Genomic DNA, 13924 nt, shown 5'->3' with positions numbered 1-13924 from the left:
CCAGCCCCACCGGCGCCCTCGGCGCACGTGACGGCCGCCGAGATCTCCCGTATCGCGGGGGTCACGCGCGCCACCGTCAGCAACTGGCGCCGTCGCCACGACGACTTCCCGGCCCCCAGCGCGGGCACGGAGACCAGCCCGCTCTACGACCTGACGGCCGTCCAGGCCTGGCTGCGGGCGCGCGGGCACACCTCCACCGCCTCGCCGACCGAGGAACTGCGTACCGCGCTACGGCTGCTGGGGCCCGGCTCGGGTGTGGCCGCGCGGCTGTTCCCGCTGGTGGCAGCCGCGTCCCGGCGCACGCCGGAGGAGCTGGCCGAACTCGCCACCCTGTCCGACGACGCGCTGGTCGCCCGGGCGGAGAGGACCGCGGGCGAACTCCCGGTCGCCGTGCCCGAGGCCGAGCCGTCCCGGTACGGTCCGGACGACGCGGGGGTGCTCCGCGCCCTGCTGGGCTGCGTCCGTGAGGCGGGGGCGCAGGCCGCCGTCGACGTCCTGGCCGAACGCGAACTGGACGAGAGCGCCGCCAGCGGCGTCTACCAGACCCCGGAGGGCCTGGCCCTGCTCATGGCACGGCTCCTGCCCGCCGGCGCGTCCCGCGTCCTCGACCCCGCCTGCGGCAGCGGCACGCTCCTCGCCGCCGCCGCCCGGCAGGGCGCGCGGGAGCTGTACGGGCAGGACTCGCTCGCCGTCCAGGGCCGGCGCACCGCGGTCCGGCTGCTGCTCGCCGCGCCCGGGGCCGAGACGGCGGTCCGCGTCGGCGACAGCCTGCGCGCCGACGCCTTCCCCGACGTCACCGTGGACGCCGTCCTGTGCAACCCGCCGTTCGGCGACCGCGACTGGGGTCACGACGAGCTGGCCTACGACCCGCGCTGGGCGTACGGACTCCCCTCGCGCTTCGAGTCCGAACTGGCCTGGGTGCAGCACGCCCTCGCGCACCTGGAACCCGGCGGCCACGCGGTCATGCTGCTGCCGCCCGCCCTCGCCTTCCGCTCCTCCGGCCGCCGCGTCCGCGCGGAACTCATCCGCAGCGGGGCCCTGCGCGCCGTCGTCTCCCTTCCGGCGCGTGCCGCGTACCCGCTCCACATCGGCCTGCAGATCTGGGTGTTCCAGCGCCCCGAGCCGGGCGGCGCGGACCGTACGACGGTGCTGTTCGTCGACGGGGAGGGCGAGCAGCGGGACGACGCCGCGGGCACGCCGTCCGCCACCGACACGGCCGGCGCCGGCACCCGCCCCCGCCGCTCCGCCTCCGCCTCGGCCGCCTCCTTCGACTGGGCGGGGCTGACCGACCGGGTCCTCGCCCAGTGGGCCGCGTTCACCACCGCCCCCGACACCTACGCCGACGAGCCCGGCGTCGCCCGCGCGGTGCCGCTCGTCGACCTCCTCGACGACGTCGTCGACGTCACCCCGGCCCGCCATGTCCGGGTGACCGCGGCCGACATCGACCCGGCCGCCCTGGCCCGCCGCGTCGACGACCTGCACGGGCGACTGGCCGGACAGGTCGCCGTCCTGGCGGCCGCCTCCGCGTCCGGCGGGTGGCGGCCGTCCGGGGCCGCGGCCCGCGAGTGGCGTACGGCGACCGTCTCCGACCTGGCGCGCGGCGGGGCCCTGACCGTGCTGCGGGCGGCCCCGTCCGGCGCCCGGGGCTCCAAGGGCTCCGCCGCCCCCACCGCGGAGCGGCCGGTCCTCACCGCCTCGGACATCTCCGCCGGAAACCCCCCGTCCCCCAGGGCCGTCGGCCTCCATGCGGACGCCACGCAGTCCGTCGCCGCCGGTGACGTCCTCGTACGCGCCCTCGGGGGCGGCGGCGAGGCGGCCGCGATGACCCGGGTCGCGGACGACCGGGACGCCGGAGCCCTGCTCGGTCCGCACGTCCACCTCCTGCGCCCCGACCCGGCCCGCCTCGACCCGTGGTTCCTGGCCGGGTTCCTCGGCGCCGAGGACAACATCGCCTCCGCGTCCACCGGTTCCACCCTCGTGCACGTCGCACCGGGCCGCCTGCGCGTACCGCTGCTGCCCCTGGAGGAGCAGCGGCGCTACGGAGAGGCCTTCCGCCGCGTGCACGAGCTGCGCGCGGCCGTCCGCCGGACCACCGACCTCGCCGCCGACACCGTGGCCACCCTCACCACCGGCCTCACCGCCGGCGTCCTCCTGCCACCGGACGACCCGGACGGCCCGGACGGCCCTGCCAGCCCGGAGGCCCCGGACGGTCGTTCCGCCTGAAACGCCCCACGTGTCCCACCGCACGCGACGACACCGCGTCCCCGCACGCTGCGGTCCGGCCTGGACCGCAGCGCCCGCAAGGCCCGCAGCGCCCGCAAGGCCGCGTGGCGGATGATCCGTCGCGCGGAGGGCCTGGACGACGTGGCCTGACCCGGTCGACATGTGCATGCGCCTGGTCGAGGTGTACGAGACCGAGCTGAGCGATGAGGACGAGAAGCACCTCACCTTCGTGCCCGCGCCGGCGGGTTCGGTGGAGCAGAGGGCGTCGAAGGGCGGCAAGGCAGCGGTCGTGAAGATCGCCGAGAAGCGGGTCTGCCAGTACCGGAGAGGACCCGCCCTGGTCACGATCAAGCAGTTGTCCAGGCGGGTGTCCATCACCTTCACCCGGAGGGCGACGGCCAGGGCGATACCCGCCGGCGCAGGTGTCGTTTTCAGCGGCTCGACCAACTACGTCCTGACGACGGTGGCGGGCAGGGTCGCCGTCGCCGTCCCGGCCAAGGACGTGAAGCAGGAACGCCGCATCGCATCCGGTGACGCCGGCTCAGCCGCCGTCCGTCCACACGTGATCGCCGGGCCACGAACACCCCGCTGGATCCGGGGCGGATCGCGTCCTTCCCCGTAGGCGACCGGTGTGCCGACGGGCCGGTGGCGTCGGCCGTGGCCACAGGGAAAAGCGCTCTGTCCTGCGAAGTCACCGCTGTTAGCATCGCCCGACGCTCTGTCATGGGCGGTTCAAGGGGAGGGATTTTCGTGTTACAGGTCAAGAGAAGACCCCGGGGGTTCCGGCTGTTCGCGGCGGCCTTGGGCGGACTGCTGATCGGGACGCTCGCGGCCGGTCCCGCACAGGCCGAGGGGCAGGCACGACAGACCGGGCCACAGCTGACGGCCCTCTCGGTCGGGCAGAGCACGGTGGACGCCACGTCCGGCGACGCCACGGTCACGGTCGACTGGCACGTCACGGACGGGAACGCGGCGGCCACCGACATGTTCGGCGACATCGCCTTCCAGCAGGTCGGCGCCGACGGACGCCTCATCGGGGCACCGCGGACCCTGACGTTCTCGTTCGAGCCGCGATGGCCCTACCAGGCGAGCGCGGTCGCCGGAACGATGGCCTCCGCGGACTACAGCCACGCCTTCCCCGTACCGCGGTACGCGGCGCGGTCCACGGCTCGCTGGGCCGTGGTGAAGGTCACGGCGAGGGACGACCAGGGTGGCACGTTCACCGTGGAACGGCAGGGCCTGGAGAGGTTCCACGCGGAATTCACCGCCACCCACGTCGTCGACTCGACCGGACCGACGTACGACGGCCTCAGAGCGGTGCGCGACCAGCCGGAGTACCTCTACAACGCCGACGCCTCCGTCACCGCGCGGTACCGGTTGAACATCGCGGACGCCGAGTCCGGCTTCTTCCGCGGACGGCTCGTCCTCAGCGGCCCGCGGGGGGCGACGGCGAGCGGGGCCATCCGTCCGACCCGGGAAACCGACGGCACGCTGCGGTGCGGGGACTACAACTCGTACGACAGCCACGACGTCTTCTGCACGGTGGAGGTCACCATCCCCGCCGGTGCTCCCGCCGGTACGTGGTCCGTCTCGCGAGTCGGGCTGACGGACGCGTCGGGGAACGTCAGCGTGGTCGAGGGGCTGTCGCAGGATCCGGTGCACGTCACGCAGAACAGCTCGGTGCAGGCGTCGGACTTCGCCCTCACCCCCGCCGAGTACAACAACTGGAACGGAACGGCGCCGCTGACGATCACCATGAAGCCGTCCGGCTTCCGCGACGGCATCGCCTCCGCGACGGTGCTGCTGGACGGCTGCAGCGGATCGGTCACGGAGAACCCCGTGATCGCGCCCGACGGCTCGATCTCGCTGCGGGCCACCGTGCCGCCGGTCTACACCAGGCGGTGCACCGTCACGGGAATCGGCATCACGGACGGCGCCGGCGAATCGGCGGCCTACGGCACGGCCTTCCACGGCCCCGTGCTGGACCTCGTGGCCACGCAGATCCCCGACACGGCGGCCCCGGTGGTGAACTCGGCCTCGCTGGACGTCACGTCCGTGCCCGCGAGCACGTTGCCGCGCAACGCCAGACTCACCCTCGACGTGACGTCGTTCGTGGGCGTCAACGGCTTCAGCCTGACCGTGTACGACGCGAGCGGCGCTTCCGTCAACGGCATGTCCGGCGGCGTCCCTTCCGTGACGAACGGCCCGCTCGAACTGAACGTACCCCTCCAACAGGGCCTCGCCGAGGGCGAGTACACGGTCGGCTTCACGCTCACGGACGCGGGTGGCCTCCGCGCGCAGTACGGCTACCCCGGCGGCCGCAGCCTGCCCGTGCCCGGCGGACCACTGCTCATCACGGTGACCGACGGCTGAGAGCGGCGACCGGGCCGGCGAGCGCTCACCTGCCCTGTGGCAGTCGGGCCACGCCCCTCGTCCGGGGACCGCGGCGGTGGTCGCCGCACGGCAGCGGAGCAGCGGCCACCGCGGCTCCGGCCGACCGCGCCGACGTCGCGCCGGGAGGCGTGCGGGTACGGCTCCCGGCCGGAGGGCGGGGCGCTCGGTGGCGCGCCGCGTGCGGGGAGGGGACGCTGGGGGTGGGGGCAACGTGAGGTGAGGGAGAGACGCCCCATGGCTCAGAGCAAGGACCACGAGGTCCGTACGCCGTTCCTTTCCCGGCCCGGTGTCCGCCGCCTCGCACCGTTCGTCGTGACCACCGCCATCGCTCTGATCTTCATCTTCGAGAACCGCGCGGACGTCGAGATCCGGCTGCTCGTCCCGACCGTGACCATGCCGCTGTGGGGTGCCCTCCTGATCGCCTGGGCTCTGGGCATGCTCGCCTGCTTCCTCAGCGTGCACCGGCGGTCGAAGGAGCGCTCGCGGCGGGGGAGGTGAGAAGCGGTGGGGCCCCCGCGCTCCCCGCGCTCCCCGGACGGGGCCCTGTGCGCCGGGGGCCCGCGGCGGCTCCGCCGGACCGCGTTCAGTACACGTGGACCCTCCACCGCTCCACCCACCGCAGCCACGCCCCGCCCGTGCCCCGTACCTGGACGCGGTCGGGTTCGACCTGCCAGGCGGTGCCGTAGAGGGTGGCGTCGGGGAGGTCGGCCCGGACGGTGTCGAGGGGTTCCAGGTCGTCGTCGAGGGGGCGGGACCAGGTGTGCGCGCAGCGGCCGCAGGTGTAGGCGACGGCCGTGTGGGGGCCGGTCGCCGGGGTCGGGGTGCCGGGGCGGAACGCCTCGGTGCGGCAGCGGGGGCACGGGTCGGCCGTCCGGGTGCCTGTGTTCGTGGACATCGTTCGGTCCTTCGGCACGCGGTGGCGGACGGCAGGCGGTGTCCGCCTCAGACCGACGCCCGCTTCGCGTCGTACTCCTCGCGGGCCCTCTCCACGGCCGGCATGCGTTCGTCGACCCATCGGCCCAGGGCGCGGACCTGTTCGGCGGCCTCCCGGCCGAGGGACGTCAGGGAGTAGTCGACGCGGGGCGGGATCACGGGTTTGGCGTCGCGGTGCACCAGGCCGTCGCGTTCCAGCGTCTGCAGGCTCTGGGTCAGCATCTTCTCGCTGACCCTGCCGATCGCCCGGCGCAGTTCGCTGAACCGGTAGGAGCGGTCCAGCAGGGCGATCAGGATCAGGGTGCCCCAGCGGCTGGTGACGTGTTCCATGACCAGGCGGTGCGGGCACGGGCCGTCGCCGCCCTCGCCCCGGACGCGGTCCACGATGGTCAGGTCGCTCGCTTCCATGCCCGTACGGTACCGGGGAGACGGCACTTTCCGACAGTTAGTGACGGAGCCGGGGCGCGGGCGCGCCGCCGGGTCAGCCGTCCCGGCGGCGTCGTGCGGCTGTCCCGCCCGCGCCCCGCGCGCTCCGGGCCTGCGCGTCCCGGGCCCGCGCGCCCGCGGCGACGCCCGCCGCGGTCAGGGCCAGCACCAGGACGCCCGGGTTGACGTACGCCGGGACGGTGTCGCTGGTGTAGCTGCCGCCGCCGGACGTCTCGCAGACGAAGCCGAGGGGGACGTAGGACACGGTGTGGCCGACGACGCGCGACGCCCGTTCCTCCCCGCCGGGGGTCAGGCAGGGCGGCAGCGGGGCGGACTCGGTGCCGCCCTCCCAGGTCTCGGTGACGGCCGCGACGACGTGCAGCAGGCCCCAGGTGTAGAGCAGGGCCGCCACGGCGGCGACGAGTGCGGCGGCGCTGCTGAGCCACACGGCGCGGCCGGCCGCGCGCAGGCCCGTACGGCCGAGGGAGCCGACGGCGTGGCCGGTGAAGGCGAAGGCCGCGACCAGGCCGCCGGGGACGACCAGGAGGAGCAGGAGTGCCATCCCCAGAGGCTGGCAGCAGGCGCGGCACAGGGGCCGTGACGTGGGTCACTTCACGGGCAACGGGTCTGTCGCGGAAGGGTTTTCGGGAGTGGGGAGTCAGGTACCGCGTCCGTCGGCGACCCGGACGCCAACGGGGCCGCGGAACCCGCAGGGCCTTCACGACCGCACGACCGCACGACCCGCACGACCCTCACGACCCTCACGACCGCAGCAACGACAGCGGGCGGCGGGACCGGAGGCACGCGGCACGGAGTGGGCGGCGGGGGGCGGGGGCGGTGCCCGCGACCCGTCGGCCGTCCGGCGGGGCTAGCATCCGGGGATGACTACTGATGCCGGTGCTTCCCCCCTCGATGTCGAGATCGGCGCCCTCAAGGGCGGTTCCGCGGACCTCTCGCAGTACGCGGGCCAGGTCGTCCTGATCGTGAACGTGGCCTCCAAGTGCGGCCTGACCCCCCAGTACGACGGCCTGGAGAAGCTCCAGGAGCGGTACGCCGCCCGGGGCTTCACGGTGCTCGGGGTGCCCTGCAACCAGTTCCTCGGGCAGGAGCCCGGCAGCGCCGAGGAGATCGCCGAGTTCTGCTCGGCGACGTACGGCGTGACCTTCCCGCTGACCGAGAAGACGGAGGTGAACGGGGACGGGCGGCACGCGCTGTACGAGCGGCTCGTCGAGTTCGCCGACGCCGAGGGGCACAGCGGGGACGTCCGCTGGAACTTCGAGAAGTTCCTCGTCGGCCGGGACGGTGCCGTCGTCGCCCGCTTCTCGCCGCAGACCGAGCCGGAGTCGCCCGAGCTCGTCGCCGCCGTCGAGAAGCAGCTGGGCTGACCCGCCCGCTCGGCCTTGACCTTGCCCCCGGGGCAGGGCCGAGCGTTCCCGTCGCCGGGCGGAGAGGCCGCCCGGCGACGGAGGGCGAGGGACCGGATGGACGACGAGGCGCTGCTCACCATCGGCGCGTTCGCCGCGCGGGCCCGGCTGTCGGCCAAGGCACTGCGGCTGTACGACGGGCTCGGACTGCTGGCGCCGGCGCACGTCGACGAGGTGAGCGGGTACCGCTACTACCGTGCCGGGCAGGTCGAACGCGCCCGGCTGGTGGCGCTGTTGCGGCGGCTCGACATGCCCCTCGCGCGGGTCGCCGAGGTGATCGGCGCGGCGGACGGCGAGGAGGCCGCCGACCGGCTCGCCGCCTACTGGGCGGACGTCGAGGCGCGGATCGCCGCCCAGCGCGCCCTCGCCGGATATCTCCGTGGACGTCTGTCGGGCAGGAGCTCCGAGATGTACGGAACGTTCGAGGTCGAGACGGTCGAGGTGCCCGCGCAGGTGGTGATCACCGAGAAGCGGCACACGCTGGCGGACGAACTGCCCGCCTGGATCGGCGCGTCGCTCGGCCGGCTGGAGGAGGCCGCGGCGGCCTGCGGGGGCGCCGCCGGGGCGCCGTTCGTCGTCTACCACTCCGAGGTGACGACGGAGAGCGACGGGCCGGTGGAGTCCTGCGTGCCGGTCGCCGACGAGGCGGCGGCGCGGGCCTGGGCGGCCGCGCGGGGACGCGGACGGGAGATCGCGGTCCGGGTGGAACCGGCCCGGCGGCTCGCCTTCACCCGGATCGGCAAGGCACAGGTCGCGTACCCCCAGATCCTGGCCGCGTTCGAGGCCGTGGAGGCGTGGACGCGACGGGAGGGCCTGGAGTACGACGGCCCGTGCCGGGAGGTCTACTTCGCCGACTGGTCCTCGGCGGGGCCGGAGGACCCGGTGTGCGACGTGGCGTTCCCCGTGCGGTGAGGTCCTGACGGCGGGGAGGAAACCGAGCCCTCTCGGCAAGGACGGCGAGCTCGTCGAGAGGGCTCTTCCCGGTACTGCGTGCGACGCCGTGCAGCATGAGCAGTGGTCCTGCGCGTGACGTCGTCCTGCGTGAGCAGCGGTACCGCGTGCGGGGTGGTCGGTCCTGACACGGCCCGAGGGGTCGGAGGTATCTCCCCCTTACGCCTTGACCGATGCGACGAAGAGGTTCCACGCGTCGGCGGGGAAGCCCAGCACCGGCCCGTCCTGGACCTTGGAGTCCCGCACGGCCATGGCCGCGACGACCGGCGACTTGACCTCGACGCACGCGCCGTTGCCCGTCGAGTAGGAGGACTTGGTCCACGCGTGCGTGGTGCCCTGACGAATTGCCATGTTCGCTCCGGATTGCCAGATGTGATGAGTTGCTGTCGCCGCACGGGGGCCTGACTGCGGGCCCACGGCACGGTTTCCGCCAACGGTGTTGCCCGGTGGCGTGATCGACGCTACTCGCCGCCTTCGGGGAGCGAAGCGACTATTCACTCGACTGGATGGCATATTCCAGGCAGGGCTTCCGCCCCGGCCAGGTGAGGGTGTACCGTACGGCACTTTTCCGGCCGGGAGGCTCCCGGCATGCTCCCGGCGTGCTCCCGGGGGCACGTCGGGCGGTGCCTCAGAGGGTGTACTCCTTGGCGATGTCGGCGATGAACTGGCGGGACTGGTCCACGTTCAGGGCCTGTGCCCGCAGGTGCTCGTACATCACGCTGTACTTCTGGACGTCGTTCGGCTTCTCCAGGTACAGGTCGCTGGTGACGCCCTCGATGTAGACCACGCTGGAGTCGGCCGCGTCGGGGAACTCCAGGATCGCGTACTGGCCGTTGAGGCCGGGGTGCGCGCCCATCTCGAACGGGATCACCTGCACGGTGACGTGCGGCAGCCGGGACTGCTCGACGAGGTGTTCCAACTGGTCGCGCATCAGCGCCTTGCCGCCGACGACCCGGCGCAGCGCCGCCTCGTCCATCACCGTCCACAGGCGCAGCGGGTTCTCCTCGGCGCTGATGCGTTCCTGCCGCCGCATCCGCACCTGCACCCGCTTCTCGATCTCGGTCGCCGCGGTCTCCGGCAGCGCCCCCGAGATCAGGGTCTCGGCGTACTGACGGGTCTGCAGCAGGCCGGGCACCACCTGCGGGTCGTACACGCGCAGGCTGGCCGCGTCCGTCTCCAGGCCGATGTACACGCTGTAGGGGACGTCGCCGAAGGCGTGCCACCAGCCCTGCTGGCGGGAGTCCTTCGCCATCTGCATCAGCGAGTCGACGATCCGCTGGTCCTCCACCTCGTAGACCCCGCACAGGTCGCGCACGTCGCGCTGGCTGATGCTGCGCCTGCCGTTCTCGAGGCGGCTGATCTTCGACTGGGACACCAGCAGGCGGTCGGCGACCTGTTCGGCCGTCATGCCCTTGTCCTCGCGGAGCCTGCGCAGCTCCTGCCCCAGCCGGCGCCGCCGGACGGTGGGATTGACATTCGACGCCACGGGACGTGCACCTCCGGCTGCGTGCCTGAACTGACACTTTGCGTATCTGCTGTTCAGCAGACTGCCACCAAGGCGCTTTCCGCCGCTGGAAAACCGGGGATGTGCGGTCGCCCCGGCGGGCCGTCCGCGGACATGCGTCCGCGCGGGGTGGTGGGCCCTGCGTCACGGGGACGTACGGCGTCACCACCCCGCGCGGGCGCGGCGGCTCCCGAACGGGTCTGTCCCGGCCTCACGGCCTGTCGGTTCCGGTGTCGGTGCGACCCGGCTCAGTGCGCCACGACGCGTGCCATGGAGCCTCGGTGCGGTTGCGCCGGAACGCCACGGGCGGGTTCCGGAGCGGACCTGGCTCCGGGTCCGGCCGGACGGCCGGCCTGGGCCGGGTTGCGGCGCGGCTGTACGACCGCGCCGTTCTGGACGTCCATCACGGCGTGCGCCACGAGACCGCCCATGGGGTCGTGCCGGATCAGGTCCCGCAACCGGGATCGGGACGAGCGCCCCTCGTTCCCCGGGTACAGGTGCTTGCCGAGACCGACCGCGTGGGCCAGCGCGGCGAGCGCCGCCGTCCGCGGGTCCGGCGGAACGCCGGTGCGGATGGCCGTGTCCAGCCGGGCCTTGATCTCCCGGCTGATCGCCGTCTCCGTCGCCTGGTAGCGAGTAGTCGGCAGCACTCCGCACATCTGACCCGCCACGGCATGCACCATGCCGCACCGCTCCAGATGCGAGAGGTACGTCTGACGGAGCCCCAGTCGGGGTCCGCCTATCCAATGGACCGCCCGTACGGGAGCGCCACGCCTTCGCAGCAACTCCAACGCGCAGTCCAGAGTCGGATCTCCGGTCGGCCGTGGGGACACCACGGCGATACGATCCCCGTCCGGGGCTATCCGTCCGGCCATCGCCAGCTCCACTAGCTGTGCTCCGGCCAGACCAAGGTCGAGCGACTGCGGCTGTGCAGTGGTACCCGTGGCCGGGTCCAATGCCAGCAGAAGAAGCTCTTCCGGAATTGTTCTGCGGCTCCTGCCCATCCATGCCTCCCCGCGTGGATGAATGACAGGGTGACCCCTCTCACATTCATCTGTCGAGAGTGCGTGACCAGTTCGTAGTGGAACCAATAGGTATGTCGTTCTCGTCTACCGCAGGAGCCGAGCCCACTACACAGGACACTGGTACATGGTTCGGACACTGCCGTGAGGCGGGTCCGGGCGGGCGGTTCACGGTTCGGCAGGCGCGCGGTGGGCGTGCGGCACAGCGAGGAGGCATCGGTGGCGGGCGAGTCCCCCGACAGGTCGAAGCAGCGCGAGTCGTCGGCAGAACCGACGTCGGGGAGTACGGGAGCGGTTCCCGAGGCACGCGATCCGCGGCTGGCGGTGGCACGGGACGCCGGGAGCGCGTCCTCGGCGTCCTCGGCCGCGTCCCGGGGCGGGGTGGACACGGCGACGCGGGTGTTCTCCGTACGGGAGCCGGTGACCGAGGAGCCTGCCGAGGAGCCGGCGGGGGCGGACGGGGCTCCGGCCGGCGAGTCCCCCTCGGACGCCGGCGAGGGTTCCGCCGCGCGCTCGGCGGACGGACGCGGCCCGGAGGAGCCGGCGGAGGCCGGGCGGGCCGCCGAAGGCTCTCCGGAGGCCTCGGAGGACGCCGAGGAGGCCGCGGACGCCGAGGACGCCGAGGACGCGGACGTCTCCGCGACGGCGGCCGACGGCGCCGGGGGCCGTGACGACCGCCTGCGGTCGGCCGTGGCCCAGTGGGTGGCCTCCGCGGACGAGAAGCCGGCCGAGGAGCCGGAGGGGCGGGACGAGGCATCGGACGAGGCCGGGGAGTCCGCTCCTCGGAAGCCGTCCAAGGCCGCGCCGAAGTGGGCGAAGGGCGGTGCGGAGGCCGCAGGGAGCGACGGGGGCGAGCAGCCCGAGAGCGACGCCGCCGCCGACGCCGACGCCGCCGACGCAGACTCAGACTCAGACGCGGACGAGGCCGACGGGAACACCGCACCCGAGGCCCGTACGGACGCCGGGGCCGCCGAGTCCGTCGGGGCCGAAGACCCCCGGCTCGGCTCTGCCGCCGCCACGAAGCCCGGCGAGCCGAAGACGGACGGGCCGAAGACCGGTACGGACGCCCACACCGACACCGACGCGGACGCGGCGGACGGGACCCGGGACGGTGACGTCGACCAGGACGACGAGTCCGGGGCCCGGGCCGAATCGGAGGCCGAGGAGTCCGACTCCCCCGTCGACCAGCCCACCGCCGTCTTCAAGGCCGTACGGCCGCCTGCCGGGCGCGGGGTCGATCAGCCGACCACCATGCTGAAGCTGGGCGACGTCCCGAAGGCCGAGAAGCCCGCCGGTGCGAAGGCCCCGGAGACCGGATCCGAGACCGAGACCGAGACCGAAACAGAGCCCGAGACCGAAGCCAGGGCCGAAGCCGGGGCCGCGCCCGAGACCGAACCCAAGGCCGAACCCGAGTCCGCGGCCGAGGCCAAGCCCGAGAAGGGCCCCGCGCCCGAGGACAAGGCCGGGGCCAAGCCCGAGAAGAGCCCCGCACCCAAGGACAACGCCGGGGCCAAGCCCGAGGCCGGATCCGAGGCCGGCCCCAAGCCCGGCGCCCCCGCCGAGCGGGCCGGCAAGTTCGTCGCGCTGAAGCCGCTGGACGACTCCGCCGGCCGGTCGGTGAGGCCCGCCGCCGACGCCACCGCCGTCGTGCCGCAGATCGGGCCCGAGCGGACGACGCAGCAGCCGTTGCCGCCGAAGCCGCCGCTGGATCTGCTGGCCGAGCTGACGAACACCCCGCCGCCGCCGCCGACCCCGCTGCGGACGCTGGCCCGGCGGGTGAAGATCTGGACGCCGCTGGTCATCCTGCTGGTGATCGCCTTTGCGATCGTGCAGGCCGTACGGCCACTGCCGGCGACCGCGCTGACGCTCACCGCGAAGGACGCGTACACCTTCGAGGGCGGGAAGGTCTCCCTGCCGTGGCCGTCCGAGGGCCAGGGCGCGGTGGACGTGAACGGCATCGGCACGATGGACGTCTTCGGCGACCAGAAGCCGGTTGCGATCGGCTCCGTCGCCAAGGCGATGACGGCGTACGTCGTCCTCAAGGACCACGCGCTGAAGTCGGGCCAGGAGGGCGAGAAGGTCCCCGTCGACGCCACCGCAGAGAAGGAGGGCGGCTACGACGCGGACGGCGAGTCCACGCTCAACACCGTCAAGGCGGGCGACGAGCTCACGCTCCGCCAGGCCCTCTCGGCGATCATGATCCCGTCGGCGAACAACATCGCGCGGCTGCTGGCCCGCTGGGACGCCGGCACGGAGGCGGAGTTCATCAAGAAGATGAACGACGCCGCCGAGGACCTGGGGATGACGAACACGACGTACACCGACGCCTCGGGCCTGAAGGAGACCACCGTCTCCACCGCCGCGGACCAGGTGAAGCTGGGCAACGAGCTGGTGAAGATCCCCGCCCTGATGGAGATCACCAAGCTGCCGGAGTGGATCGACCCGTCCGGCCAGAAGTGGCGCAACTACAACACGCTCGTCCCCTACAACAACGCCCTCGGCATCAAGACCGGCTCGACCACCAAGGCCGGCGGCAACCTGCTGTTCGCCGCCACCGAGGAGGCCGGCGGGGAGACCGTCACCGTCGTCGGCGCGGTCCTCGGCCAGCACAGGTCGCCGATCATCGACACGGTGAACGCGGTCAGCAAGACCGCGCTGCTCGCCGCTCAGGACGCCCTGACCTCGGCGAAGATCCTGAAGAAGGGGGACGTCGTCGGCTACGTGGACGACCGGATGGGCAACCACACCCCGGTCGTGGTGGCGGAGGACGTCACGGCGGTCGGCTGGGCCGGGCTGACGGTGAAGCTGTCCTTCGCCGGCGGCGAGGTCCCGCACACCGCGAAGGCCGGCACCCAGGTCGGCACGCTGACGGTCGGTGACGGCTCCGGCGACGCGGTGAAGGTGCCCGTCTCGCTCCAGCGGGAGCTGACCGAGCCGGGCCTCCCGGACAGGCTGACGCGCGTCGGCTGAGCCGCCGCACGGGCGCCGTCGCGCACGCACCCCGCCGGGCGGCTGCCCGGCGGGGTGCGTGCTAGCGTCACGAAACG

Annotated in this window: 13 protein-coding genes; 7 read left to right on the top strand and 6 right to left on the bottom strand. The window is 73.4% G+C overall.

Translation table 11 applies throughout. From position 1 onward, the window contains the following. Positions 1 to 27: 27 nt before the first annotated feature. The 4 genes from ACF09K_RS14930 to ACF09K_RS14915 all read left to right on the top strand — a co-directional run bounded on the left by ACF09K_RS14930 (position 28) and on the right by ACF09K_RS14915 (position 5115). On the top strand, positions 28 to 2223 hold the full coding sequence (locus ACF09K_RS14930) for an N-6 DNA methylase (protein ID WP_392243938.1): 2196 nt from the start codon (positions 28 to 30) through the stop codon (positions 2221 to 2223). Positions 2224 to 2383: 160 nt separating this feature from the next. After that, positions 2384 to 2845, top strand: a complete 462-nt coding sequence (locus tag ACF09K_RS14925; RefSeq protein WP_392243613.1) for a hypothetical protein — start codon at positions 2384 to 2386, stop codon at positions 2843 to 2845. 128 nt (positions 2846 to 2973) lie between these two features. Then, positions 2974 to 4596, top strand: coding sequence for a hypothetical protein (locus ACF09K_RS14920; RefSeq protein WP_392243612.1), 1623 nt, complete (start codon positions 2974 to 2976; stop codon positions 4594 to 4596). A gap of 255 nt (positions 4597 to 4851) precedes the next feature. Then, positions 4852 to 5115, top strand: coding sequence for a hypothetical protein (locus ACF09K_RS14915; RefSeq protein ID WP_392243610.1), 264 nt, complete (start codon positions 4852 to 4854; stop codon positions 5113 to 5115). Between the two features lie 85 nt (positions 5116 to 5200). On the opposite strand, the gene ACF09K_RS14910 is transcribed toward ACF09K_RS14915, so the two are convergent. The 3 genes from ACF09K_RS14910 to ACF09K_RS14900 all read right to left on the bottom strand — a co-directional run bounded on the left by ACF09K_RS14910 (position 5201) and on the right by ACF09K_RS14900 (position 6538). Continuing rightward, on the bottom strand, positions 5201 to 5512 hold the full coding sequence (locus ACF09K_RS14910) for a hypothetical protein (protein WP_392243609.1): 312 nt from the start codon (positions 5510 to 5512) through the stop codon (positions 5201 to 5203). Positions 5513 to 5559: 47 nt separating this feature from the next. Then, positions 5560 to 5958: a winged helix-turn-helix transcriptional regulator gene (locus ACF09K_RS14905; protein ID WP_392243607.1), complete on the bottom strand. Its 399-nt coding sequence runs from the start codon at positions 5956 to 5958 to the stop codon at positions 5560 to 5562. A gap of 73 nt (positions 5959 to 6031) precedes the next feature. Next, positions 6032 to 6538 carry a hypothetical protein gene (locus tag ACF09K_RS14900; RefSeq protein WP_392243606.1) on the bottom strand — a complete coding sequence of 169 codons (507 nt, stop codon included), beginning with the start codon at positions 6536 to 6538 and terminating at the stop codon, positions 6032 to 6034. A gap of 319 nt (positions 6539 to 6857) precedes the next feature. Between ACF09K_RS14900 and ACF09K_RS14895 the strand changes: the two genes are divergently transcribed. Together ACF09K_RS14895 and ACF09K_RS14890 are read left to right on the top strand one after the other, a co-directional pair. After that, on the top strand, positions 6858 to 7361 hold the full coding sequence (locus ACF09K_RS14895; RefSeq protein WP_392243605.1) for a glutathione peroxidase: 504 nt from the start codon (positions 6858 to 6860) through the stop codon (positions 7359 to 7361). Positions 7362 to 7457: 96 nt separating this feature from the next. Next, on the top strand, positions 7458 to 8312 hold the full coding sequence (locus ACF09K_RS14890) for a MerR family transcriptional regulator (protein WP_392243603.1): 855 nt from the start codon (positions 7458 to 7460) through the stop codon (positions 8310 to 8312). A 198-nt stretch (positions 8313 to 8510) separates the two neighbouring features. Here the strand turns inward: ACF09K_RS14890 and ACF09K_RS14885 are convergent, their stop codons facing one another. The 3 genes from ACF09K_RS14885 to ACF09K_RS14875 all read right to left on the bottom strand — a co-directional run bounded on the left by ACF09K_RS14885 (position 8511) and on the right by ACF09K_RS14875 (position 10859). After that, positions 8511 to 8702: a DUF397 domain-containing protein gene (locus ACF09K_RS14885; protein WP_392243601.1), complete on the bottom strand. Its 192-nt coding sequence runs from the start codon at positions 8700 to 8702 to the stop codon at positions 8511 to 8513. 277 nt (positions 8703 to 8979) lie between these two features. Next, positions 8980 to 9837 carry a helix-turn-helix domain-containing protein gene (locus tag ACF09K_RS14880; protein WP_392243600.1) on the bottom strand — a complete coding sequence of 286 codons (858 nt, stop codon included), beginning with the start codon at positions 9835 to 9837 and terminating at the stop codon, positions 8980 to 8982. A 266-nt stretch (positions 9838 to 10103) separates the two neighbouring features. Continuing rightward, positions 10104 to 10859 (bottom strand): GPP34 family phosphoprotein, encoded by a 756-nt coding sequence (locus ACF09K_RS14875; RefSeq protein ID WP_392243598.1) that lies wholly within the window; start codon positions 10857 to 10859, stop codon positions 10104 to 10106. A 237-nt stretch (positions 10860 to 11096) separates the two neighbouring features. On the opposite strand from ACF09K_RS14875, the gene ACF09K_RS14870 reads away from it, so the two are divergent. Further along, the gene (locus ACF09K_RS14870) at positions 11097 to 13847 is read left to right on the top strand and encodes a D-alanyl-D-alanine carboxypeptidase (RefSeq protein ID WP_392243597.1); all 2751 of its coding nucleotides are present in this window, start codon (positions 11097 to 11099) and stop codon (positions 13845 to 13847) included. Positions 13848 to 13924: the final 77 nt, after the last annotated feature.

The sequence above is a fragment of the Streptomyces sp. NPDC014882 genome (assembly GCF_043081325.1).
Taxonomy (GTDB): Bacteria; Actinomycetota; Actinomycetes; order Streptomycetales; family Streptomycetaceae; genus Streptomyces.
Note: the sequence above shows the minus strand (reverse complement) of the source record. Positions and strands in the feature narration are given on the sequence as shown.